The following is a 23884-nucleotide window of genomic DNA, read 5'->3' on the forward strand; positions in this document are numbered from 1 at the left end:
CCCCAGCGTATCGCGCTATTTCACACGGAAGATGAATACACGCTGAATGATGAAGTTAATTACCGTCGCAACGCCCTGCGCGACAACGAATGCGCCGAACTGTGCCCACTGCGCGTTCCAGCCCCAGGATTCGACGAGCCAGGGCTGCAACACGTTGAAAATACCGACCTGCGTGGCGTAAGTGATCAGGTACAGCACCGCAACTGCCAGCACCTTCTTCGCCGAGGACTTCGCCTTGAAGGTCCAGCGGCTGTTAATGATGTACGCCGTAATCGTGCCGAAAACCCAGCCGACCGTCTTGCCCCAGAAGTTGGTCGCCCCGAAGACGTTGAGCATGATGAACGTCAGGCCGAAGTCCACCACCGCCGCGATGACGCCGGAGATGATAAAGCGCATCATCTGCACTTTCAGTCCGTGCTCGTCCTTGGTCTCCGTCGCCATCGGCACTGCGGCCGAGTCCTCTACGACAAAGCCATTTTCGTGGGAGCCGTTTCCGAGCTTGCCGTTTTCACGGTTCGTGTTTTCATTTGCTGTTTCATTCGCTGACACGCCTAGAAATTCTAGGCCACCGGCCAGCTAACAAACAGCCAGCGCGAACATGAAGAGGCAATAAAGAGGAGAAACGAACTAACGCCGCAGCGCCTCACGCAGCAGATCCAGCCGCTCCACTGGCGAGAGCGCATCCTCCCCAGCTAGGCCCAACGCACTCATCTCCGCCCAGCTAGCCGCCGCCAATTCCTCCACATCCTCGCCGGATAGCGGGATGCCCTCGTCGCTCTCCCAACCGAGGCGCTCCATGACATGCGCCGCCACATCATGCCGCAGCTCATCCGAGGTCAGCGCCGCCAAACACAGCAGCTCCACCAACGCCGCATCGTGCCCGGCTGGGTCTTTCTCGGCGTCCTCTATAGGCAATGCACGCAATCGCTTGACGACGCTCTCCCCCGCCTCCCCGGTCAATTCCAGCGCGGTTGATTCCGACCTCTGCAGGTCCAGAGCCTGTAACAGGGGCACGAATTCAAACACCCCCGACCTCTCGATGATGTCCACGACATCGGCACGAGCGGTGGCCAACGTATTTTGAATAGAGTCCCGTCCGGTCAATTCCCTATTGATTGCGGCAATATCTACCGGCTCCTCCGCGTCCACATCCCCCAGTGCGCGGATAGCACCCGAGCCACCGATGCACAGGGCATCCGGTGTGGCCTCATCGCGGGCAAAAGCTTCTCTGACCTGCAAGGTATGTTCCCACAGGCCCCACTGCCAGATAAGGGTATCGCCGGGACTTTGCAGCACCTCGGCAACTGTGGTGGATAAGGGAACATCGACGACTTCGCCCGCTGCGGGTCTGCCGCCAGTCACCAGCTGCGCCACAGACTCCACCGCAGAGCCGGGCAAATGGAACTTCGTCGGCACGCTTTCGTCGCCCCACCCAAAGATGACCGCTAACACGCGGGACAGGCTTCGCAGATCCATCTGGTCATTGACCCCGAAGACGCGGTGGGCACTGCACGGTTCTTCCTCTAAAGAGGCACCGATAATGAGCGTGGCCGGTTCCGTGGCCACGCGAACGCCTGGGAAGGCGACTACGTTATCGGTCTGTGCTGCCATACTTCACAGCGTACGCAGGAAAAACAAGGTGGCCTGGATAGCAAAAACTCGCTACAATGCGCGCGTTTTTACCAGCGGAATCTGGCGCGGCTCCGCGCCCCACGGCTCTGCCAAGTACTTGCGACGCAGGCGCTGCGACTCCACAGCCATCCACTGCGCCACCAGCTCTTCTACCCCGCGGGCAAGCCCCAGCACCGGTCCTGCGACTTTTTCGCCAACATGCGGAAAATCAATGACCTCCACGTCGTTGACCTTGGGAAACCGCGGCTCCGTCAGATTTCCCTTGCCGGGCTTGGCCTTCTCTTCCTTCGCGGCGGCGCGCAGCTGTCCGATGTGGTCACGAATACCGGCCACCGATGCTGGCAGGTCCACCACCGTGGCCCCCGCCTGCTCAATCGCCTGCGATAGCAGGTCCGCCCCCTCAGCCCCCTCAGCACTCTCAGCTGAAGCGTCACCGTCACCATCGCCCGCGGTCACAGTTGCAACAAAGCAACCGGTGAGCAGATTGGTGGCGGTCTCCAGGGCTCCGTCGTCAAGCGGATCCACCAGCCATGCACCCGACAACCTCTCGCCTGCAAAGGACGGCGAGAGCTCCACATGCCAAATGACAACGGGCGATGTGGAACTACATACGGCAAGGGTCTGCGGAGTAGCAGCGGGCGTGGACGTCATGAGGTTGATGGTATCGCGAGTGACGGATTCGAAGCGGGGTAGCCTGTATCGCATGTTCGACTTTTTTAAGAAGAAGCCGCGCGAAACCATCAACATGGCCGCCGAGTACACCAATACCCCGCTGTCGAACCAGATGGTCATGCTGTTCGCCGAGGAACTGCCCATCCTCGACAGCACAGAGCGCGCACAGGTCTACCGCGCACTCGAGGCCTACGACGGCCCGCAGATCACCTCGCAGGAAATGCTGCCGGAAGAGATCCGAAAAATTATGGATCTATAGCCCCTCCGTACATTTCGCTCGCTTTCCGACGGCCCGTGCGCGGCCTCAAGCGTGACCAACACCTCGGAGCGTCACGGGCGACGGAGCCGGTGCAAGGGGGTAGCCTAGCCTTGATGTCCACTAACACTAACGGCAAGTCCAGCACCGATGCTTCGAACGGTGCCTACGGAGCCGTACACACAGAAGCCAGGACCCTAACCGGTTGGGGTCGTACTGCCCCCGCTAAGTCCCAGGTGCTGTCGACGCCGGACTTGGATGAAATCGTTAACGCCGTCAAGGCTGTCGCAGACCAGAACTCCGACAAGCCTGCCCACCTGCGCCGCGGTGTGATTGCCCGCGGTATGGGCCGCTCCTACGGCGACCCCGCCCAGAACTCGGGCGGTCTTGTCATCGACATGCAGAAGCTCAACAAGATTCACTCCATTGATCAGGAGTCGGCGATTGTTGATGTCGACGGCGGTGTCACGCTGGATCAGCTGATGAAGGCTGCACTGCCCTACGGCCTGTGGGTACCGGTACTGCCGGGTACTCGCCAGGTGACCATCGGTGGTGCCATTGGTCCGGATATTCACGGTAAGAACCACCACTCCGCAGGTTCTTTCGGCAACCATGTGCTGTCGATGGAGCTGCTGGTCGCTGACGGCCGCATCCTGCACCTCGAGCCGGAGGGCTCCGCAGATGATCCGGACGGCAAGCTGTTCTGGGCAACTGTCGGCGGCATGGGCCTGACCGGCATTATTGTCCGCGCTCGGATCAAGATGACCAAGACCGAGACGGCCTACTTCATCGCCGATGGCGACATGACCCACACTCTGGACGAGACCATCGAGTTCCACTCCGATGGCTCCGAGGAGAACTTCACTTACTCCTCCGCGTGGTTCGATGCCATCTCGCCGGAGCCGAAGCTGGGACGCGCCGCAATCTCCCGCGGTTCGCTGGCAACCCTGGCTCAGCTGGAGGAATACGCCCCGAAGCTGGCCAAGGACCCGCTGAAGTTCAACGCTCCGCAGCTGGTGACCGTGCCGGATATCTTCCCGTCCTTCACCATGAACAAGCTGACCATGATCAGCATTGGTGAGCTGTGGTGGCTGAAGTCCGGTACCTACCGGAACCAGGTGCAGAACCTCACGCAGTTCTACCAGCCACTGGATCTCATCGGTGAGTGGAACCGCGGCTATGGCTCCAAGGGCTTCCTGCAGTACCAGTTCGTTGTTCCGCGCGAGGCCGTCGAGCCGTTCAAGGAGATTGTCCGCGATATCCAGCGCTCCGGCCACTACTCGGCACTGAATGTGTTCAAGCTGTTCGGCGAGGGTAACCGCGCTCCGCTGTCTTACCCGATGCCGGGTTGGAACGTCTGCGTGGACTTCCCAATCAAGCCGGGTCTCGGCCAGTTCCTGGACGACCTCGACCGTCGCGTCATGGAGTTCGGTGGCCGCCTCTACCTGGCCAAGGAGTCGCGCACTTCCGCCGCTAACTTCCACCAGATGTACCCCGAGATGCAGAGCTGGCTGGACACCCGCAATGAGATCGACCCGCACGGTGTCTTCGCCTCTGACATGTCTCGTCGCCTGGAACTGCACTAAGACAACCGAGAGGATTTGAGCCCCAATGATTAATGCTGTAGGCGCTGCCCAGTCCATCCTGCTGCTCGGCGGCACCAGTGAAATCGGTCTGGCGATCACCGCCGAGTTCCTGAAGAAGGGCCCGGCCAAGGTCATCCTGGCTTCCCTGCCCAACGATCCGCTGCGTGAGGCCTCCGCTGAGAAGATGAAGGCCGCCGGCGCTTCCGAGGTGGTCACCCTCGACTTCGACGCAACGGACTTCGACTCCCACCCGGAGGTCGTCGAGAAGGCATTTGCCGACGGCGACGTGGATATCTGCATCGTCGCGTTCGGCATGCTTGGCGACGCCGAGGAGCTCTGGCAGAACCAGCGCAAGGCCGTCCTGGCTGCGAACATCAACTACACCGGCGCGGTGTCGATGGGTGTTCTGGTTGGTCAGAAGTTCAAGGCGCAGGGCCACGGCCAGTTCATTGCCATGTCCTCCGTCGCTGGTGAGCGCGTGCGTCGCTCCAACTTTGTCTACGGTTCCACCAAGGCCGGCCTGGATGGTTTCTACCTGAACCTGGGTGAGGCCCTGGAGGAGTACGGCGTCAAGACCCTGGTTATCCGCCCGGGTCAGGTCCGTACCCGTATGTCCGCTGATGTGGACGAGGCGCCACTGACTGTGAATAAGGAAGATGTCGCCAAGCTCGCGGTGAAGTCCGTCGAGGCCGGCAAGACCCTGGTCTGGGCTCCGCCAGCATTCCAGCTGGTGATGATGGTGCTGAAGCACATTCCGCGCCCGATCTTCAAGAAGCTGCCGATTTAAAAGTGGGGTTCGAGGGACTTGATAGAACTCGGCGGGGCTTGACGGGCTGACGTACCCACCTTTAGCTCCGCCGTTCGTCGGAGTCCGGTTCCTGTGCAAAACTTGAGGGCATGGTAGACAAGCAGGCCGAAACCTCGAGCGCTGACACCACGGGTGCCGACAACACTAGCGCCAACACAACGGGCGAACGATCCTATAGTGAGCTGGTTGACGAAGATCGCTACGAGATCTTCAATGATGACCAGCTCTCCCTCAAGGCTGCCCTCCTCTACCTGGTCGCAGCGCTTGTGGGCGGTTCGGTTATCGCTCTAGCGTCCTGGTTTGTGTTCCACCGCCTGTCACTGCCGGCCTTTGGCGGCTCGCAGCTGACCAGAGCGGTCGCAACAGCGCTGATTGTCATCACGCTGACGCTCACCACCGTCCTGCTGTATTTCTTCGCCACCAAGGGCAAAGACAATCGCCCCAGGTGGCTAACGTGGTTGACGTACCTGATGGCTTACATGTCACCGGCCATTCTGGTGGTCTCTGCCGTCGGCCTGCCGCTGAGCTCGACCAAGCTGTGGCTGGACGGCCTTTCTGTCGACCAGGAGTTCCGCACTGAATACCTCACCAGGATGGCCGCGGAGCCTGGCCTGCATGACATGTCGTACATCGACATCCCGTCTTTCTACCCCGCTGGTTGGTTCTTCCTGGGCGGACGCCTGGCCAATATCCTGGGCATTGCCGGCTGGGAGGTCTTCCAGCTCTGGGCGTTGATGACACTCGCCGCTGCTGGCTGTGTTTTGATTCCGGTGTGGCAACGCCTGAGTGGCTCCCTGCCAGTAGCCACTGGCATTGCGCTGACAACCACGGCCGTCGCCCTGGCCACTGTCGCCGATGAGCCCTACGCCGCAGTCGTTGCTATGGGTCTTCCGGCGATGACCGTGATGGCCTGGCGCGGTCTCACCGGCGCTTGGTCCGCTATGTTTGGCGTGCTCGTCTTCCTGGGTATTTCTGCGACTTTCTACACTCTTTACACTGCCGTAGGCGCGCTTATTGTGGTCGTGTTGGCCGTGGTCGCGTGGACGTCGTCAAGCTCGTGGATGCCTGTAGTGCGCCTGATCATTATGGGCGTGGGATCGATGCTGATTGCGGCGACGGCGTGGGGTCCGTACATGCTGGCGGTTGCAACGGGGGCACCGCGCTCGGGCGCGACAGCGACGCATTACCTGCCGCCGGAGGGCGCGCAGCTGCCTTTGCCGATGCTCGCCGCCAGCGTGATCGGTGTGCTGTGTTTCATCGGTGTCGTGCGCATGCTGGTCAGCGCTACAGAGCCGGATGCGCGCGCGCTCGGCCTGGGCACGCTGGTGCTCTACGGCTGGGTAGTGGCCTCGATGGTGGCGACACTGCTCGGACGCACGCTGCTGGGGTTTCGCCTCACCGCACCGATTACGTTCATGTTGATTGCGGCTGGTGTGGTTGCGCTTGCCGACGCCCGTCTCAACGGCATCGAGAAGTACTGGCCGCAGGCGGCACCAGCTCACATTGCCAAGCGTGTTTCCGCGGTAATGGCGGCAGTCTTGCTGCTGGCGGGCATTGGCTACGCGCAGTCGATTCCGAATAAGTTGCATGGCGCCATCGACTTGGCGCATACCGACACCGACGGTAACGGCGAGCGCGCGGACCGCTTCCCACCGAATGCCGGGGCGTGGTACTCAGCGGTGGACCAAACGCTGAAGGAGGCTGGGCTCGATCCGGCCCAGACAGTGGTGCTGACGGATGAGAAGAATTTCCAGGCACTCTATCCCTGGTACGGATTCCAGGCACTGACCAGTCACTACGCTAACCCTCTGGGTGAGTTTGACCGCCGTAATCAGGCATTGGAGGAATGGTCGGAGATTCGCGACCCCGATGAGCTCGTGCAGGCAATGGACGAAACGCCGTGGCGCGGACCAGATGCCATTGTGCTGCGAGGCGAGGTTGAGACGCCTGATGGCGAGGATGCCGCTCCGCTGACGTTGGATATCGCGGATGATATCTATCCGAACAATCCGAATGTGGTCTTCCGGAGCCTGAATTTTGCCCGCTCTGCGTTTGAGAAGCACTGGGAGCTAAACCAGGTCGGCCCGTTTGTAGTGGCGGTTCGCAAGTAGGTATTGGCAAGTAGGTATTAGGCGGCTATTCCCTGTCGCAAACGTGATTCCTGTTACTAATGTGGAAACTGTGATGTAACTTTCGCGTTGCAAACTCAAAGAAAAAGGCCAATTACCGTAGTATCTTTCCTTGTGACTGCCGAAACTAAAGAAATCAAAGAAAGTGTCGACGGTTCACCCGAAGTGACCATCGACCGCGTGGAGAGACCGCCTATGGACGGCCCCTCTCCTACGACACTGACTCGTTGGACAGCGATTATCGCTGGAATCGTCGGTTTCATTTGCTTTGTCATCACACCGTTCCTCCCGGTCGTGAATACTCAGTCCTCCGTGTCTTGGCCTCAGCGCGACACACTGAACTCAGTGGATGCACCGCTTATGGCGCAGGCACCGTTGGATCTGAGTGTCGATCTTCCTCTGTCGCTGACGGATGAACTTTCCGACAAGCGGACAACCCTGTTGTCGACTATCCCGCCGACCGCGGATAAGCCGACCAAACGGGGCTTGATGGTGCGTTCGGGCAAGGACGGCCTCGACGTCATTCTGCGCGATAGCGTGGTGATGAGCCTGGATAAGAAGGAGCTTGCCAGCAACAAGGGCAAGATCCTGGAGATCCGCTCAAACGAGCATGAGACCACCGTCAATATCGACGGCGCCAAGAACTCAGATGGTGAGAAGCTCACCGCCACGACACACGGCGATTACCGTCCGCAGGTCACCGGTATCTACACTGACCTGCCCGCTGACGGCGACGTGGCCAAGGCCGTAGCCGATGGGCTCGATGTCCACATGAACATCGACTCCCGCTACACCTCACACCCGACAGTGGTGAAGTACATCGTCATGTACTTGGGCCTGCTTCTGACGCTGGCTTCCCTGGTCGCGTTGGCTCGCATTGACCGTATCGACGGTTCCCCCTTCACTCCGCTGTTCAAGCACGGTGCGTTGAAGCCAACTCCGCTGGACATCCTGGTTGGCACGATTTTGGTTGTTTGGCACTTCATCGGTGGCAACACCTCCGATGACGGTTACATCTTCACCATGGCGCGCGTCTCCGACGAGTCGGGCTACATGGCGAACTACTACCGTTGGTTCGGCGCGCCTGAGTCCCCGTTCGGCAGCCCTTACTACGACCTGCTGTCGCTGATGGTGAAGGTGTCCACCTCGTCTCTGTGGATGCGACTTCCTGCGCTGCTGTCCGCACTGCTGGTGTGGTTCATTATTTCCCGAATGGTTATCCCGCGCCTCGGCGAGAAGATTGCCCAGCGCCGGGTGGCCTACTGGTCTGCTGCTGGTGTGCTGTTGGCCTTCTGGCTGCCGTACAACAACGGGCTGCGCCCGGAGCCGGTCATTGCTCTGGGATCCCTGCTGACCTGGGTATTCATCGAGCGCGCAATTCTAACTCGACGCCTGCTGCCAGCTGCAGTCGCAGTGGTTATCGCCACGCTGGCACTGGGCTCGGGCCCAACGGGTCTAATGGCAGTTGCCGCCCTGCTCGCAGGCATCCCGATGCTGGTGCGCATTGTCGTTGAGCGCCATAAGGCTCTCGGTGGTGGTTGGCAGGCCCCACTAATGCAGATTGCACCGTTCCTGGCTGCGGGCACCGCGATCTTGGTCGGTGTCTTCGGCGACCAGACTTTGGCCACGGTCCGCGAGTCCATTCGCGTCCGCAGCATCATCGGCCCGTCGGAGCCTTGGTACAACGAGTACGTCCGCTACTACTGGCTGGTGCTGCAGTCCGTCGACGGCGCCTTCCCGCGTCGTTTCCCGGTTCTGATTGCACTGGCATGCTTGACCATCACGATTGCCGCGCTGCTTCGTCACCGCACCGTTCCGGGGGCTCTGGCCGGCCCGTCGGCACGTCTGGTGTTCATGTTCATCGGCACCATGTTCTTCCTGACCTTCACGCCGACAAAGTGGACGCACCACTTCGGCGTGTACGCGGGCATCGCGGCTTCCCTGGCAGCACTTGCCGCCATGGCCATTAGCCATTGGGTAGCAGGTAACCCACGCAATCAGCTGTTCTTTGCCGGTGGTATCACCTTCATCCTCGCTTTCTCGCTGATGGGTATTAACGGCTGGTGGTATGTGTCGTCCTACGGTGTGCCGTGGTTCGACAAGACCATTCAGTTGCGCGGCCACCAGCTGGGTTCAGCAGTATTGGCTCTGGCCTTGCTACTGCTGCTGGCTGGTGCCGTAATGAACTTCGTCCAGGAGTTCCGCACCAAGCCGAAGTCGCAGGAAAAGTCGGCACGCGCACGCCGCATCAATGCAGTTGCATCGTCCCCGATTGCGGTGACGACGCTGCTGGTGACGATGTTCATGGTGGCTTCACTGGGCAAGGGCGCAGTGTCGCAGTACCCGGCATACTCGGTCGCCGCGGGCAATATCCGCTCCTTGGCTGGTCAGACATGTAATCTGGCGAGCGATGTGCTGATGGAAACCGATCCGAACGATGGCTTCCTGAATACCGTCGATGGCAAGCCGCTGGCGGAATCGCTGCGCGGTGGCGGTAAGAACCGTGGCTTCGACCCGAACGGCGTTCCGTCAAACATGAAGGCCGAAGCTGTGGACACCAGCCAGAGCCAGGCAAGTACTGCCGACACTGATGATCAGTCTACTGATCCGGAAGCCACAGTTGAGGGCGGTTCCGCGTCAGGCACCGACGGCGGCAAGCGCGCCGACAAGGGTGTCAACGGCTCGCAGGTCGAGCTGCCATTTGGCTTGGATCCGGATAAGGTGCCGGTGCTCGGCTCTTACTCCGAGGACATTCAGCGTCCCGCAAACCTGGAAACTTCCTGGTTCCAGCTGCCTGAGATTGATGAGGACCACCCGCTACTCGCCGTATCGGCGGCCGGCCGTATCTTCCACCACGACATCAACGGTGTGGCTCAGCAGGGTCGCAAGCTGGTGGCACAGTACGGTCGCGAGGGCGGCGACGAGGATGGCTTCGAGGTTCTCTCCGAGGCGGAGCCGATTGATATCGGCCCTGCTCCGACCTGGCGTAACCTGCGCTTCCTGACCGAGGAGATCCCAGAGGGAGCCACCGCTGTGCGCCTGGTCGCGGAGGACAACGATGTCTCCGAGGATCAGTGGCTGGCACTGACCCCTCCTCGCCTGGCCGAGCTGCAGCCAATGACCGATGTCATTTCGCCGGAAACTGCGACTATCCCGGACTGGCCGGTTGCCTTCCAGTTCCCGTGCCAGCGTCCGTTCGACCACTACGCCGGTGTCGCAGAGCTTCCGGAGTACCGCATCACTCCGGACCGTGGTCTGAAGGTCGTCGGCGCAGATGTTTGGCAGTCGGTCGATGGCGGTGGCCCGCTCGGATTCTCCGACGCTGTGAATGAGGCTACGTCCGTACCGACTTACCTCAAGAACGACTGGCGCCGCGACTGGGGTTCCGTCGAGAAGCTCTCGCCGCGTCCGAATAAGGACAAGGTCAAGCCGGATGTCGCCGAAATTGAGTATGAAGATATCACTCGCTCGGGTCTATACTCGCCCGGGAAGATGATTGTGAAGGATCCCTAGGCGAAGGAGCCTCGGTGCGTCCTTCACCTAAGGAGCCCGAGTGACTGCACAAACCCGTTCCATCGTTGTCGCCGCAATGGTTGTGACTGACCCGGTGGGGCGGGTTTTGTGCGTTCGTAAGCGGGGCACGGATACGTTCATGCTGCCCGGCGGCAAGTTCGAGCCGGGTGAATCCGTCGATCACCCGGAGGTCACCGCCGCTCGCGAGGTCTCCGAGGAGCTCGGCGTGGACATCGAGCTATCGCAGTTGCGTCCGTGGAATATTGCCCGTGCAGCCGCTGCCAACGAGGCGGGCTTCGAGGTCGTCGGCCACCATGTGCGCTATGTCGGTGAGTTCACCGATGAGCTGGTGAACGTTCAGCCTCACGCCGAAATCGAAGAGGTACGCTGGCTCGATCCCTGGCTACCGACCGGGAGAATCGCGCCCATGCTGGTCGAAACCACGCTGCCGAAGCTCCGCGAAGAGCTGCCCCAGCTTGCCGCTGGCCGTGAGCAGCCACAGCGCGCACTATCGTCGCTGACTGTTTTCTGCGGCTCTGGCTTCGGCAACGACCCCGCCTGGCGCGTCACCGCCGAACGCCTCGGCCAGGCACTCGCGGAAAATCGGGTGGAGCTCGTCTACGGTGGCGCGGCGATTGGTCTTATGGGCACGGTTGCTAACGCGTCGCTTGACGACGGCGGCAGTGTCACCGGTGTCATCCCCGAGGTCCTGGTCAAGAAGGAAATCGCCCATCCGCGGCTGACTCACCTGGAAACTGTTGCGACTATGGCCGATCGAAAGTCGCGCATGTATGAACTCGGCGATGCTTTTGTTGCGCTCCCCGGCGGTGCGGGCACGCTGGAAGAGTTCTTCGAGGTGTGGACCCAGCAGCACCTGGGGATTCATGCCAAGCCGGTGGCGTTGCTGGGACCTTCGGGCTTCTGGGAGCCCCTGCTGGTGCTACTGCGCAATGTTGTGGATGCGGGCTTTGTGCGGCCGGAGCTTCTCGATGCGCTTATCGTCGTCGACGACGTCGACAAGCTCCTGCCGGCGTTGATTGCGTGGCGTGCGGGGCGGACGAAGTTTTAGCCTGTTCCCAGCCCCCCCCACAACACACCACTAGTGAGCAGCAGCCAGCTGCTGCAGCTCGGCTTCGGTGCCGTTGAAGACATCCTCATCGACGATGGTCGGGATGCCATCGATGCGGCCGGTGGAGGAACGCTGCCAGAAGGTCATGCTCTCCCAACCGCCCGGCAGCGAGGTCGGAGCGCTGTCTTGGTAGGCGGCGAGCCACAACGGGTAGTCGGTGAAGTCGGTCGAGTTACCCATTGGGTTCTGCCAGAACCAACGGTAGGTGTAAATCATCGGGGTTTCGCCGGTCTTTTCCTCGACGCGCTCGAGGAAGTCCTTGGTCCACTTTTGCAGCTGGGTCGGGTTGAGGCCGTTGTCCAGCTCGATGTCCAGCACAGGTGGCAATGTCTTGTCCGTGGAGATTTGCTCATCGCGCTGCTGCAGTGCTTCCACATATTGATCGGCCTGCTCGGTTGCGGAGCGATCCGGATGCGCCTTGTGGTAGCTGCCCACGTACAGACCGGCCTTAGCTGCGGCGATGGAGTCCTCGAGGAAGTACTTCTGGTCGCCTTCGACACCATCAGTGGCCTTGATGAAAGCGAACTTCTGGCCGCTGGCTGCGACCTCGTCCCACTTCAGCGCGACACCACCTGGGCGCTGCCACTTGGAGACGTCCACACCAGTCGGCCCCATGTAGAAGCCGGTGCGCGCCGAGTTCGACGATGCGCTGGTGGCTGAACCGGTTGACGAACCGTTGGCATCAGAGCCCTGCGACTCCTGAACATCCGACGCAAGCGGCGCATCGGTGATGCTCGGTGATTCAGTCAAAAAGTCGAGCGACCCCTTGGAATCAGCAGCGGACGGGTTGGAGTGTGCAAATGCATCCTGGGGTTGCGCGTCAGCCGGTGCAATAACGCCCAAGGTCAGCGGCGCAACGGCCACGATACCCGCCAAAGTGGCGCGGCCCGGGCGTCGCTTCAGCACCGCGGTCGCGGAAAGTGGAAGAAATTTCATGGTTTGCACCTTACCCCCTAAACCACTTCCGCCCCATTCGTAAGCCTAAACTTATCCCACCCCTCCAGTCACAGCTTCAATCCGCCCTTGCCCCTAGACTGGCGGCATGACAAATAGCACTAATACTGAGACCCAGTCCGCAACGTCCCAATTCTCAACGGCTCCTCGCCCACAGGATGACCTCTACTTGGCCACCAACGGTGAGTGGGTTAGCAATCACGTCATCCCGGCTGACCGCCCCATCGATGGCGCCTTTTACAAGCTGAGGGATGAGGCGGAGGAAAACGTCCGCGAGCTCATCACCACTGCCGCCGATGCGGATCCGAATTCCCGCGTCGCTCGCTTGTACAACTCTTTCATGGACGAAGCCGCTATTAATAACGCCGGCGCTGCTCCGCTCGCGCAGGATTTAGAAATGATTGCCTCCGCCGAGAACGCGCATGAGCTGGCATTGGCACTCGGCCGCCTCGACCGCCTCGGTGTCGGTGGTGCGCTCGGGTACTGGGTAGAGAAGGATTCCGGCTCGGACCTGGATGCTCTCTACCTGCTGCAGTCGGGCCTCGGCCTCCCGGATGAGGCTTACTACCGCGAGCCTGGCCACGCCGACACTCTCGCCGCCTATGAGCAGCATGTTGCCGCTATGTTGAAGCTCCTCTCTTCGCATGACGACGGCGCGGGGGACCTCTCCACTGCACTTGCTGCATTCGAGTTGGTGGATCCGGCCGCTGCGGCGGCGCGCATCGTGGCTTTTGAAAAGCGCATTGCAGCTGGTCACTGGAATGTGGTCGATACCCGCGACGCACTGAAGACCTATAACAAGACCGCTATTGCTGACCTCCCCACCGGCTTCCCGGTCGCGGAGTGGCTCGCGGCCACCGGTGTCAATGAGACGAACCAGACTGCCATCGACACCATCGTGGTGATGATGCCGTCGTACTTCGAGCACTTGAGCAAGCTGTGGCAGGACACTGACCTGGCAGATCTGCGCCTGTGGGCGCTGTGGCGCGTTCTCCACCAGCGTGCTGCCTACCTGTCGAATGACTTCTCTGCGGAGAGCTTTAACTTCTACGGCCGCACCTTGCAGGGTTCGACCGAGCAGCGTGCACGCTGGAAGCGTGGTGTTGCCTTTGCCGACGGGGCGGTTGGACATGACGTCGGCAAGCTGTATGTGGAAAAGCACTTCCCGCCGGAGTACAAGGAGCAGGTCCTGGAACTGGTGGACTACCTGCTGGCGGCGTACCGGGAGCGCATTTCGGAGCTGCCGTGGATGACGAAGGCGACGCAAGAGCGAGCATTGGAGAAGCTGTCGCTGTTTAAGGCCAAGATTGGTTACCCGGAGCGTTGGCGTGATTACTCGGCGATGGAGCTCGGGGATTCACTGATGGCCAATGTCCGCGCCGCCAGTGCTTTTGCGCATGATTATGAGGTAACAAAGCTAGGTACTCCGGCCGATCGCGATGAGTGGCATGGCACTCCGCAGACGGTCAACGCCTTCTACAATCCGGTGGTCAATGACATCACGTTCCCGGCTGCGATTTTGCAGTCGCCGTTCTTCTCTCCGGACGCATCGCCAGCGGAGAACTTCGGTGGTATCGGTGCCGTTATTGGTCACGAGATTGGGCATGGTTTTGATGACCAGGGCTCACAGTATGACGGGCACGGCAACCTCCACCAGTGGTGGACCGATGAGGATCGCGCAGCTTTTGAGAACCTGACCGCCGCACTGGTGGATCAGTACGAGGGACTGGTGCCGCAGGCACTGCGCGAGCAGGCCGAGGAGGGCGCTGACCTGCCCGGTGTCAACGGTCGCTTCACCCTGGGCGAGAACATCGGCGACTTGGGCGGGCTCGGCATTGCCGTCGTCGCTTTCCGCCGTTTCCTCGCTGCCCGCGGTGAAGAACTTGGACTGGAGGACACCCCAGAGACCTACCGTGACCTGTTCAAGCAGTGGGCACTGGTCTGGCGTTCTAAGATTCGCCCGGAGTTTGCACGCCAGCTGCTTGCGATTGACCCGCACTCACCAGCGGAGTTCCGCTGCAACGTCATTGCCAGCAACATCGATGAATTCCATGAGGCCTTCGGCACTTCAGCTGGCGACGGCATGTGGCGTGAGCCGAGCGAGCGCGTGAATATCTGGTAGCGCTGCGGGAACCCAACCTGCGCTGCGTTCCCCTCCAACGCCTTCGGGAGGGCCCTCCGATGCCCTCCGACACCCTCCGGGGAAAGCCAACGCCTCACCGTTTACTACAAATGCAAAAGCTGACTTTTTGTTTTTGCAAACGTGGAACTAAAATCACAGGTGAGGCGCACGCTTTCCCGATGATCAAGTCGGGCAGGGCCACAATCAAGCGAGGTTCCTGTTACAAGTGCGCTTGCTAAGTGCTCTTGTTGGAGGAGGCCGCTGTGGACAGTCGCGACATCCAGGCACTCACCGCCGTCAAACTCTATTACGGCGAGGGGCTCACACAGTCTCAGGTTGCAACCGAACTCGGGGTTTCCCGCCCAACGGTTTCTAAACTGCTCAACCTTGGCCGTGAGCGCGGTTACGTGCGCATTGAGATCCATGATCCGCGCGAGGAAGCCTCAGAGACCGCTACGCAGATGCGGGATCGCTACAAGTTGAACGATGTGCGGCTGGCGCAACCGGCTCGCGCTGGCAACGCAGTCTTGCTCCGCGAGTTGGGGCGCGTGGGCGCCGAGCTTCTCGACGAGCTGGTGGTCGACGGTACCCTTCTCGGGGTTTCGTGGGGTAAGACCATGTACTCCGTATCCACGCAACTGAAGTCCAAGGATGTCTCGGGCGTGGAAATTGTGCAGCTCAAGGGAGGAATGAGCCACTCCGATAAGTCCACGAACGACATCCGCACTATTGGCGCTTTCTGCCACGCTTTCCACGCCTATGCCCGCACACTGCCGCTGCCGGTGATTTTCGATTCGGTCGAGACCAAGCGCATCGTGGAACAGGATCGGTTCATTGCCAGCGTTTTGGCTCTTGGCCGGACGGTGGACATTGCAGTTTTCACCGTCGGCGCCGTCGACCATGATTCGCTGGCCTTGAACTTGGGACAGCTGTCGGCAACCGAAAAGGACTTGCTCGTGGAGCGCGCAGTGGGCGATGCCTGCTCACGCTTCTACCGCGCTGACGGTGGCATTGCGCTGCCAGAGGTCGATGCCCGCACGGTAGGCATCAGTCTTTCTGACCTGCGCCGGATCCCCACTCGGGTACTTGTGGCCGGTGGCGCACACAAGGCCGCGGCCATCGACGTGGCCCTTCGAACAAATTTGGCTACTCACCTGGTCATCGACGATGCCACCGCTGAACGCCTGCTTGCGCTGGACTCACCGGCTGCACCGGCTGCACCGGCTTCACCGGGCTCGCCAGACTCCCCTGATAGCTCCACCCCTTCCCCTGCCACGGAATAACCGTCCCGAGACGCATCAGTACAAAGAACTGACACCCGGGCCCGAGAAGCGTCTTTGTCCTCTTCGACCGATAGACTTAAGCGAGCGCACATGTCCGCATATATGTTGCAGCCGCTGTCCGGTCGGAGAGGACGATTGTTTAGGTGTCACCAGCACAGCAAATCAGGCACACACTCCAGGCCTACGAGTCGGCAGACGCATCTTTTGCTCAGTCCGCAAAGAAGTTGCCACCCGTGGGGTGGAAAGGAGCGCTCTACGCTCTCAAGCGTGCGGGTATTGAGTTTTTCTTGGAGCTCGGTTTCGACGCTGCCGCGAAGTTGACCTATTACACGGTGTTGACCTTCGCGCCTGCACTGCTTGCGATTTATTCAATTGCCACGCTGATGCTGGCCGGCTATACAGAAGACCTCAACCGTCTGACCGAGGATTTCATCCGCAGCTACATTCCGGCTGAGTATGCCGAACCGATCCGCAATGTCATTTCAACGATTATCGGCTCCGCCACGGGCGGTCTTGTCGCACTGACTATCGGTATTGTCTTTGCACTGATTTCGTCCTCGGCCTACACGCGCGCTTTTTCGCGTACGGCAAACTCCATCTACGGCGTTTCCGAAGGTCGCACGCTGATTCGCTACCACCTGCTCATGGTCGCCATTACGCTGCAGCTGTTAATCGGCACTGTGGTGCTACTTATTGCGATTATTGTCAATGACCAGCTAGTTATCACCATTGTCGAACCGGTTGCCCGCCCATTGGGTATTGAATCGACCACGCGACAGGTCATTGACTTCTGCATCTCCGTCTGGAGTTGGCTGCGCTGGCCGGTGATTATCGTCATGTCGATGATTCTGATTGGCTCGCTGTACTACTTCACGCCGAACGTGCGCATGCGCAAATTCCGCTGGCTCAGCACAGGTTCGGCACTGGCAATTATTAGCTCGCTGATCATCGGCAAGGCGCTCCAGCTGTACTTATTCAACTTTGCGGCTTCGAATCCCTATGGCGCCATGGGTGCGGTTATCGCGCTGATGACCGCACTCTGGAGCATTAATGTGGTCGTGGTCTTCGGCTTTAAGCTGGATGCCGAGGTTGAGAGGATGCGCCAACTGCGCGCTGGCCTGCCCTCAGAGCGATACATCCAGCTTCCGCCTCGGGCTACCGCTGCCGCCGAGGGCGAGCAGAAAATCCATCAGAATCTAGAAAAGCAGGCGGCCGAATTCCGAACTGAGGAAGAGCTATAGCGCAATCACACCCACGATTGCTGCGTTGAGCAGGTTGGTGCACAGACCCGCGATTAGCGCCAGTGGACCGTTCTTGGCAATCTCACCGCGGCGCTCCGGCGACAGCGCGCCGAAGGAACCAATCTGAATCGCAATGGACGACAGGTTAGCGAAGCCGGCCAGGGCGAAGGTCGCCAGCATGATGGACTTCGGATCCAGCGAGTCGACGTGCTCAGAGAACGAGGTGTAGCCGACGAACTCGTTCAGAATCGTCTTCTCACCAATGAAGCTACCGACCAGCCCTGCGTTCTCCCACGGCACACCAATCAGCCATGCAATTGGCGCAAAGATTAGCCCGAACAGTCCTTCCAGAGACCAGTTATCCTGACCGAACCAGCCGCCAATGCCGCCGATCATCGCCGACAGCATCGCAATCACAGCGATGAACGCAATCAACAGACATGCCACAACCACAGCAATACGACCGCCGGCCAGCGCACCCGATCCAAGCGCATCAATGACGTTCTTCGACTCGGTATCGCGGACATCCTTCACCGACGCATCCAGATCAGATTCCTCTGTCTCCGGCCAGAAAGTTTTCGCAATCAGCAGCGAGCCCGGCGCGTTCATTACCGATGCCGCCAGCAGGTATTCCAACGGCGCACCGAGCAGGGAGTACCCGATCAAGGTCGATCCGGCCACCGACGCAAAACCGCCCGACATACATGCGAACAGCTCCGACTTGGTCAGTTTCGGAATATACGGCTTAACGACGAGTGGAGCCTCCGACTGCCCGAGGAAAATCACCGTGGAAGCGAAGACGGACTCCACCTTCGAGGTACCCATAATGAACTTCAGTGCGGAGCCCACATATTCGACGAAGTACTGCACTACCCGCAGGTAGTAGAGGGCACCGAGGACTGCGCCCAGGAAGATGATCACTGGCAACACGTTAAGCACGAAGACGAAGTTCTTACCCGTGTCGTCGAAAAGATTACCGAACACAAAAGAGGTGCCCTCATTTGTAAAATCGATCATCTTCTCAATGGCACCGGCCACACTCTTCAGCGCCTGGAAGCCAGGTTCCCACTTCAGCACTACCAGCGCGAATACCGCTTGCAGCAGCAGGCCAACGCCGAGTGTGCGCCAGTTAATGGCTTTCCTGTTCTTTGAGATAGCAATGGCAAATCCGATGACGAGGATGATGCCCAGTAAGCCTTGCAGTCTATCCATGACTAAGGTCTTCTTTCTTGATAAAAGAGGCTGTGGTGATGATGCCTACAGGTCCTCGGGACCAAAGGAGTAAGGGAGAATTTTTTCGAAGTCAATGCTGGACGGAGCGCCCAAACCACCATTTTCCGGGCGCTCGGACTCCACTATGACGCGCTTGCACCCAAATTCGTGCAGGACTTGCCGACAGGCGCCACAGGGGTGGCACGGTGCCGCCTTTCACCCGACGATGGCGCAGGCCGCAATCTTATGGTTGCCGCCGTGCTCCGCGACCATGCGAAATACGGCTGTGCGCTCTGCGCAGTTGGTCAACCCATAGGATGCATTTTCTACGTTGCAGCCTGTGACCACCGTGCCGTCGTCAAGCAGAAGTGCGGCACCGACCGGAAAACCTGAATAGGGGACGTACGAGTTTTCCGTGGCTGCGTAGGCCTTAGCCAGCAGTTCTTCGTCTGAGATGTGGGACATTGTGCTCTCCCTCTCCGAACCTGTTCGAGGTATTTATGCAAACATACTTATGTGGGTACAAATGGAAAGTTACCTATTGACATTTGTTCTAGTGCTGATGATAATCGGAATCAGCAGAGTTCACAAGACCAATATCGCTAAGCACAATCGCCTATAAAAGGAGCGAACAATGGCTGAAAAGTTCGATGTAGTTGACGTCATCAAGGTAAAGCGTGATGGCGGTGAGCTCAATCCGGAGGAGATTTCCTGGGTCATTGACGCCTACACCCGCGGCGTCGTGGGCGATGAGCAGATGGCGGCGCTGAACATGGCCATCTTCATCCGCGGCATGAACCGCCGCGAGATTGTGGATTGGACTCAGGCGATGATTGACTCGGGCGAGACCATGAGCTTCGCATCGCTGAGCAAGCCCACCACGGACAAGCACTCCACAGGTGGTGTCGGTGACAAGATCACGCTGCCGCTGGGCCCACTGGTGTCCTCCTACGGCGTGGCCGTCCCACAGCTGTCCGGTCGCGGCCTCGGACACACCGGCGGCACCTTGGACAAGCTGGAATCCATTCCAGGCTGGCAGGCGGATGTTCCGAATGATCGCTTGATGCAGATTCTGGAGAATTCCGGTGCGGTCGTCGCAGCAGCCGGTGCGGGCCTGGCACCTGCGGACAAGAAGATTTACGCGCTGCGTGACATCACCTCGACGGTGGACTGCATTCCGCTGATTGCCTCGTCAATCATGTCCAAGAAGGTTGCGGAGGGCACTTCCAACTTGGTGCTGGATGTCAAGGTCGGTTCGGGCGCCTTCATGAAGGACCTGGATCAGGCTCGTGAGCTGGCTCGCACCATGGTTGACCTGGGCAACGACGCGGGTGTGAACACCCGCGCACTGCTGACGGACATGTCCACTCCGCTGGGTCTGACCATCGGCAATGCCCTCGAGGTCCGCGAATCGGTGGAAGTTCTCGCAGGTGGTGGCCCCGCAGATGTCGTGGAGCTGACCTGTGAGCTGGCCCGAAACATGCTGGAGCTGGCCGGCGTACACGATGCCGACGTGGAGAAGGCACTGAAGGACGGCCGCGCTATGGACTCGTGGAAGAAGATGATCCGCGCTCAGGGTGGCGATCCGGATGCCGCTTTGCCGGTGGCACCTCACACGCACGATGTGGTTGCGCAGGCTGACGGTTACCTGACCAAGCTGGATGCACTGGCTCTCGGCGTTGGTTCCTGGCGCTTGGGCGCGGGACGTGCTCGTAAGGATGATCCGGTGCAGGCCACTGCCGGTATTGAGATTTTTGCCAAGCCGGGAGACAAGGTGGTCAAGGGCCAGAAGCTGCTCACGCTGCACACTGAAACTCCGGATAAGTTCGAGCGCGCCCTCGAGTCCATCGAGCCGGGCATTGAAATCGGCGACACCGCGCCGACAGCCGAGCGCGAGATTATCCTCGATCGCGTGTCCTAGAAAATCTCTGACGGGCTCGCGCCGGCGCCACTTCCCCGCCCCGAGCCCGCCACCTCCCTACTTTTAAGCACCTACTTTTAAGCTCTCTCCCAAATTTCCGAAAGGACTTGATTTCTCCCATGACTTCCCGCGCTGATGTTGCCAAGATGATTGACCACACCCTCCTCAAGCCAGAAGCCACCTCTGACCAGGTCAAGGCTCTTATCGACGAGGCCGCCAAGCTCGGCACCTACTCCATCTGCATCTCCCCTTCGCAGCTCCCAGTCGAGGTGCCAGAGGGCCTGCATATCGCCACTGTCGTCGGTTTCCCCTCCGGCGCGGTAAAGGCCGAGGTCAAGGCTGCTGAAGCTGCTCGCGCTGTGGCCGATGGTGCTGAAGAAGTCGACATGGTCATCAACATCGCCTTCGCCAAGGAGCACCGCTTCGACGACCTCGAGGCCGAAATCAAGACTGTTCGCGATGCCATTCCGGGCAAGATCTTGAAGGTCATCATCGAGTCGGCCGCCCTGACCGATGAGGAAATCATCGCAGCCTGCAAGGCCTCCGAGTCCGCAGGCGCAGACTTCGTCAAGACCTCCACAGGCTTCCACCCGGCCGGCGGCGCTTCCGCTCACGCTGTGAAGCTCATGCGCGAAACCGTCGGCGACCGCCTGGGTGTCAAGGCTTCTGGCGGTATCCGCGATGCCGCTGCCGCCGAGGAAATGATTGCTGCGGGCGCCTCCCGCCTGGGCCTTTCCTCCTCCGCCGCTGTCCTCGATGGTCTGAAGTAGGCGAACACCGATGCTCTCCGAACAGCTACAAGCCACCATCACCGATTGGATCGCCCACGATCCGGACGAGGCCACCGCTACCGAGCTCTCCTCTCTTTACGACGACGCCAAGGCCGCCGACCCCGATGCGATTGCCGAGCTGGAAAGCCGTTTCGCCGGGCCACTCGAATTCGGCACTGCAGGTCTTCGCGGTGTCGTTGCAGCTGGTCAGTCCCGTATGAACCGCGCCACGGTCATCCGTGCCACCGCCGGCTTGGTCGCACACCTGAAGAACATTGTGGGCGATGACTTTACCGTGGTCATTGGTTGCGATGCCCGCCACGGCTCCGCTGATTTTCACCGCGATGCCGCCGCGGTTGTCGCCGCGGCCGGTGGCAAGGCCCTGGCCCTGCCACAGCAGCTGCCCACACCGGTGACCGCCTTTGCCGTGCGCCACCTCAATGCCGATGCCGGTATTATGGTCACGGCCAGCCACAATCCGCCGAAGGACAATGGCTACAAGGTTTATCTCGGTGGCCGCGTGGTGGAGTCGGATTCCCGCCGAGGCGTCCAGATTATCGCGCCCCATGACAAGCAAATTGCGGAAGCCATCGCCGCTGCTCCACCAGCTGATGAAGTCCCGCGTGACTTCGATGCCGTCGAGCAGGTTGGTCCTGAACTGCTGGACGCCTATGTGAAACGGGCGGCTGCGCTCGCAACGACGTCGTCAAACGAAGAGAAGCAGGCAGCGAAGATTGTCCTCACCCCGATGCATGGCGTCGGCGGCGAGACCATCGTGCGCACACTGAACGCGGCAGGTTTCTCGAATGTCAGCGTGGTCGAGAAGCAGTTCGCGCCGGATCCGGAGTTCCCGACGGTATCGTTCCCGAACCCGGAGGAAGCCGGTGCTTTGGATCTTGCGTTTGAGCTGGCTCGTGCCGAAGACGCGGATGTCATCATCGCGGCTGACCCGGATGCGGACCGTTGCTCGGTGGCTATTCCGGATAGCAGCGTCGACGGTGGCTGGCGACAGCTCTCCGGCGATGACATCGGTGCGTTTCTGGGTGAAGTCATCGGTGCGGACGCCGAGGCCCGTGGGACTGCGACCGTGACCAATGATGAGGGCGCGGAGTTTCCGGCCACGATGGCTAACTCGATTGTGTCTTCGCGCCTGCTGGGTAAGATTGCCGCAGGTCACGGACTGAATTATCGCGCTACTCTGACCGGCTTTAAGTGGATTGCTGGTGTGGATGGGCTCATCTTCGGCTACGAGGAGGCCATTGGCTACTGCACCGATCCGGCAGTCGTGCGAGACAAGGACGGCGTATCTGCGGCGGTGCGTGTCGCCGACGCGGTGGCGCGGTTGAAGGGCCAGGGGCTGGGCATTCAGGACCTGCTGGATGAGGTCACCTGCGCCCACGGCCTCTACAAGACCGCCCCGTTGACCTTCCGAGTCGAGGACCACTCGCTGATTACCAAGGGCATGGACACTCTACGCGCCAACCCGCCTGCACAGCTGGCCGGATCGGAGGTCACGCAGGTCACGGACATGAATGACGGCCTAGACATGGTCGACGCCAAGGGCGAGAGCTATCACATCCCGCCTACCGACGGCATTCTCATTCTCACCGAGGCCAACGACCGCGTCATTGCCCGGCCTTCCGGCACGGAGCCGAAGCTGAAGTGCTACTTGGAGGTCGTGCTGCCGGCCGCGCCGGCTGCGATTCCACACGCCGCCGCTGCCGAACGCCTCGACCAGATCAAGGCCGAGCTCAAGGAAATCCTGGGGATGTAGCCACTGAGCAGCTACTAGCTACACCTCGCAACAAACTGGGGTGCGCATGAACGAAACGGTCAAAAAGGCCGTGAAGTCTCATGCGCACCCCAGTTTCGCATGTGCAGCCCGGAGTCTTGGGCCGGCTCATGAGTTACTGACTAGGTTTATGACAAAAACAAGCAGAAATTAGTGCCGAAACTGCCATAAACTTAAGCAGTTTCTCGATGGTCACAACCTCATTTGAAGCTCACCACCACATTTCGGGTCTAGCTAAACCCGTCCTTGCCGCATTTTGCGGACGACATGCGTCTCCTAATATGCTTTACAGTTTTCCCAGTAATACAATAAAAGACGTTAACCGTGTCCCCAGGGGGATGGAACACCATTCGCTACGCGGGTTAGGCCCATCACAGGGGGAACACTTCCTCCTCGCGATTGGTACGTCCAGCATGTCGTATAACGAGTTCCCCAGCTCAGACCCCAACTACAATTCGAATCCTTCCACCGGTTCTTTCGGCCCCGTGTACCCGAACCAGCCAGCCCAACCCACCGGTCACGCAGACTGAGACCGTGGTCGTTCCGAACTCCGCGAGCTCCGGTGGCTCTGCTGGGTCCTCGAACTCGTCACGTGGTCTGGCTGGCGGCAACCTCTCCAGCGCATGGAAGGGCACGTCCTCAACGAGCGATCCGTTCGTTCGAAATGTCCACAGCGCCTACGTCCGCTATCGCAATTCCACCGGTGCGGAATCCGGCACCATCTCGGCCTACAGCCCAACGACTGGCCTGACCTACAACATGTGGTGCCGTCCTGCTGGCGGCAACATCAAGTGCACGGGTGGCCGTAACGCAGTGGTGTACATCGGCTAAGCCCCCCACAGCCAAGGTCACAACATTCCAGTC

At 60.1% G+C, this 23884-nt stretch carries 18 protein-coding genes and 1 pseudogene; 13 read left to right on the forward strand and 6 right to left on the reverse strand.

From position 1 onward, the window contains the following. Positions 1–15: 15 nt before the first annotated feature. The 3 genes from HMPREF2651_RS08410 to HMPREF2651_RS08420 all read right to left on the reverse strand — a co-directional run bounded on the left by HMPREF2651_RS08410 (position 16) and on the right by HMPREF2651_RS08420 (position 2283). Positions 16–549 (reverse strand): GtrA family protein, encoded by a 534-nt coding sequence (locus tag HMPREF2651_RS08410; RefSeq protein ID WP_038627272.1) that lies wholly within the window; start codon positions 547–549, stop codon positions 16–18. A 78-nt stretch (positions 550–627) separates the two neighbouring features. After that, positions 628–1611: a plasmid pRiA4b ORF-3 family protein gene (locus HMPREF2651_RS08415; RefSeq protein ID WP_038627270.1), complete on the reverse strand. Its 984-nt coding sequence runs from the start codon at positions 1609–1611 to the stop codon at positions 628–630. A gap of 51 nt (positions 1612–1662) precedes the next feature. After that, entirely contained in the window at positions 1663–2283 is a 621-nt protein-coding gene (locus HMPREF2651_RS08420) for a hypothetical protein (protein WP_235191222.1), read from the reverse strand. 52 nt (positions 2284–2335) lie between these two features. Here HMPREF2651_RS08420 and HMPREF2651_RS08425 point away from each other — a divergent pair, with 52 nt between their 5' ends. The 6 genes from HMPREF2651_RS08425 (at position 2336) to HMPREF2651_RS08450 (ending at position 11665) form a co-directional block, all read left to right on the forward strand. Continuing rightward, on the forward strand, positions 2336–2563 hold the full coding sequence (locus tag HMPREF2651_RS08425; RefSeq protein WP_038627265.1) for a hypothetical protein: 228 nt from the start codon (positions 2336–2338) through the stop codon (positions 2561–2563). A 113-nt stretch (positions 2564–2676) separates the two neighbouring features. Further along, a complete protein-coding gene (locus HMPREF2651_RS08430) occupies positions 2677–4146 on the forward strand; it encodes a decaprenylphosphoryl-beta-D-ribose oxidase (RefSeq protein WP_005510894.1) in 1470 nt (489 codons plus the stop codon). 25 nt (positions 4147–4171) lie between these two features. Next, positions 4172–4933, forward strand: a complete 762-nt coding sequence (locus HMPREF2651_RS08435) for a decaprenylphospho-beta-D-erythro-pentofuranosid-2-ulose 2-reductase (protein WP_038627263.1) — start codon at positions 4172–4174, stop codon at positions 4931–4933. 110 nt (positions 4934–5043) lie between these two features. Further along, a complete protein-coding gene (locus tag HMPREF2651_RS08440) occupies positions 5044–7065 on the forward strand; it encodes a galactan 5-O-arabinofuranosyltransferase (RefSeq protein WP_038627261.1) in 2022 nt (673 codons plus the stop codon). A 132-nt stretch (positions 7066–7197) separates the two neighbouring features. Continuing rightward, entirely contained in the window at positions 7198–10596 is a 3399-nt protein-coding gene (locus HMPREF2651_RS08445) for an arabinosyltransferase domain-containing protein (RefSeq protein ID WP_070431872.1), read from the forward strand. A 40-nt stretch (positions 10597–10636) separates the two neighbouring features. After that, positions 10637–11665 carry a TIGR00730 family Rossman fold protein gene (locus HMPREF2651_RS08450; protein WP_038627257.1) on the forward strand — a complete coding sequence of 343 codons (1029 nt, stop codon included), beginning with the start codon at positions 10637–10639 and terminating at the stop codon, positions 11663–11665. A gap of 30 nt (positions 11666–11695) precedes the next feature. Here the strand turns inward: HMPREF2651_RS08450 and HMPREF2651_RS08455 are convergent, their stop codons facing one another. Beyond that, positions 11696–12661: a glycoside hydrolase family 25 protein gene (locus HMPREF2651_RS08455; RefSeq protein ID WP_038627255.1), complete on the reverse strand. Its 966-nt coding sequence runs from the start codon at positions 12659–12661 to the stop codon at positions 11696–11698. A gap of 106 nt (positions 12662–12767) precedes the next feature. Between HMPREF2651_RS08455 and HMPREF2651_RS08460 the strand changes: the two genes are divergently transcribed. From HMPREF2651_RS08460 to HMPREF2651_RS08470, 3 genes are all read left to right on the forward strand, one after another. Then, positions 12768–14801, forward strand: a complete 2034-nt coding sequence (locus tag HMPREF2651_RS08460) for a M13 family metallopeptidase (protein ID WP_038627253.1) — start codon at positions 12768–12770, stop codon at positions 14799–14801. Between the two features lie 263 nt (positions 14802–15064). Further along, positions 15065–16084: a sugar-binding transcriptional regulator gene (locus HMPREF2651_RS08465; protein WP_038629271.1), complete on the forward strand. Its 1020-nt coding sequence runs from the start codon at positions 15065–15067 to the stop codon at positions 16082–16084. A gap of 233 nt (positions 16085–16317) precedes the next feature. Then, a complete protein-coding gene (locus tag HMPREF2651_RS08470; RefSeq protein ID WP_224786663.1) occupies positions 16318–17325 on the forward strand; it encodes a YihY/virulence factor BrkB family protein in 1008 nt (335 codons plus the stop codon). Here the strand turns inward: HMPREF2651_RS08470 and HMPREF2651_RS08475 are convergent. Further along, complete coding sequence (locus HMPREF2651_RS08475; protein ID WP_038627249.1) at positions 17320–18537, reverse strand: NupC/NupG family nucleoside CNT transporter; 1218 nt, start codon at positions 18535–18537, stop codon at positions 17320–17322. The genes HMPREF2651_RS08470 and HMPREF2651_RS08475 overlap by 6 nt on opposite strands. A gap of 45 nt (positions 18538–18582) precedes the next feature. Continuing rightward, a pseudogene (locus tag HMPREF2651_RS08480) lies at positions 18583–19002 on the reverse strand (cytidine deaminase). A 169-nt stretch (positions 19003–19171) separates the two neighbouring features. Here HMPREF2651_RS08480 and HMPREF2651_RS08485 point away from each other — a divergent pair. From HMPREF2651_RS08485 to HMPREF2651_RS11130, 4 genes are all read left to right on the forward strand, one after another. Beyond that, the gene (locus HMPREF2651_RS08485) at positions 19172–20458 is read left to right on the forward strand and encodes a thymidine phosphorylase (protein WP_070586027.1); all 1287 of its coding nucleotides are present in this window, start codon (positions 19172–19174) and stop codon (positions 20456–20458) included. A gap of 119 nt (positions 20459–20577) precedes the next feature. After that, a complete protein-coding gene (deoC, locus tag HMPREF2651_RS08490) occupies positions 20578–21228 on the forward strand; it encodes a deoxyribose-phosphate aldolase (RefSeq protein ID WP_038627243.1) in 651 nt (216 codons plus the stop codon). Between the two features lie 10 nt (positions 21229–21238). Then, positions 21239–23002 carry a phospho-sugar mutase gene (locus HMPREF2651_RS08495; protein ID WP_070586028.1) on the forward strand — a complete coding sequence of 588 codons (1764 nt, stop codon included), beginning with the start codon at positions 21239–21241 and terminating at the stop codon, positions 23000–23002. Positions 23003–23554: 552 nt separating this feature from the next. Beyond that, positions 23555–23851: a hypothetical protein gene (locus HMPREF2651_RS11130; RefSeq protein WP_235191221.1), complete on the forward strand. Its 297-nt coding sequence runs from the start codon at positions 23555–23557 to the stop codon at positions 23849–23851. Positions 23852–23884: the final 33 nt, after the last annotated feature.

It is taken from the genome of Corynebacterium sp. HMSC063A05 (assembly GCF_001809695.1).
Taxonomy (GTDB): Bacteria; Actinomycetota; Actinomycetes; order Mycobacteriales; family Mycobacteriaceae; genus Corynebacterium; species Corynebacterium amycolatum.

Coding starts and splice junctions, on each gene's coding strand:
- HMPREF2651_RS08475 (WP_038627249.1), bottom strand. CDS start 18,537: ATGGATAGACTGCAAGGCTTACTGGGCATCATCCTCGTCATCGGATTT.
- HMPREF2651_RS08440 (WP_038627261.1), top strand. CDS start 5,044: ATGGTAGACAAGCAGGCCGAAACCTCGAGCGCTGACACCACGGGTGCC.
- deoC (WP_038627243.1), top strand. CDS start 20,578: ATGACTTCCCGCGCTGATGTTGCCAAGATGATTGACCACACCCTCCTC.
- HMPREF2651_RS08455 (WP_038627255.1), bottom strand. CDS start 12,661: ATGAAATTTCTTCCACTTTCCGCGACCGCGGTGCTGAAGCGACGCCCG.
- HMPREF2651_RS08485 (WP_070586027.1), top strand. CDS start 19,172: ATGGCTGAAAAGTTCGATGTAGTTGACGTCATCAAGGTAAAGCGTGAT.
- HMPREF2651_RS08460 (WP_038627253.1), top strand. CDS start 12,768: ATGACAAATAGCACTAATACTGAGACCCAGTCCGCAACGTCCCAATTC.
- HMPREF2651_RS08425 (WP_038627265.1), top strand. CDS start 2,336: ATGTTCGACTTTTTTAAGAAGAAGCCGCGCGAAACCATCAACATGGCC.
- HMPREF2651_RS08420 (WP_235191222.1), bottom strand. CDS start 2,283: ATGACGTCCACGCCCGCTGCTACTCCGCAGACCCTTGCCGTATGTAGT.
- HMPREF2651_RS08415 (WP_038627270.1), bottom strand. CDS start 1,611: ATGGCAGCACAGACCGATAACGTAGTCGCCTTCCCAGGCGTTCGCGTG.
- HMPREF2651_RS08435 (WP_038627263.1), top strand. CDS start 4,172: ATGATTAATGCTGTAGGCGCTGCCCAGTCCATCCTGCTGCTCGGCGGC.
- HMPREF2651_RS08430 (WP_005510894.1), top strand. CDS start 2,677: ATGTCCACTAACACTAACGGCAAGTCCAGCACCGATGCTTCGAACGGT.
- HMPREF2651_RS08495 (WP_070586028.1), top strand. CDS start 21,239: ATGCTCTCCGAACAGCTACAAGCCACCATCACCGATTGGATCGCCCAC.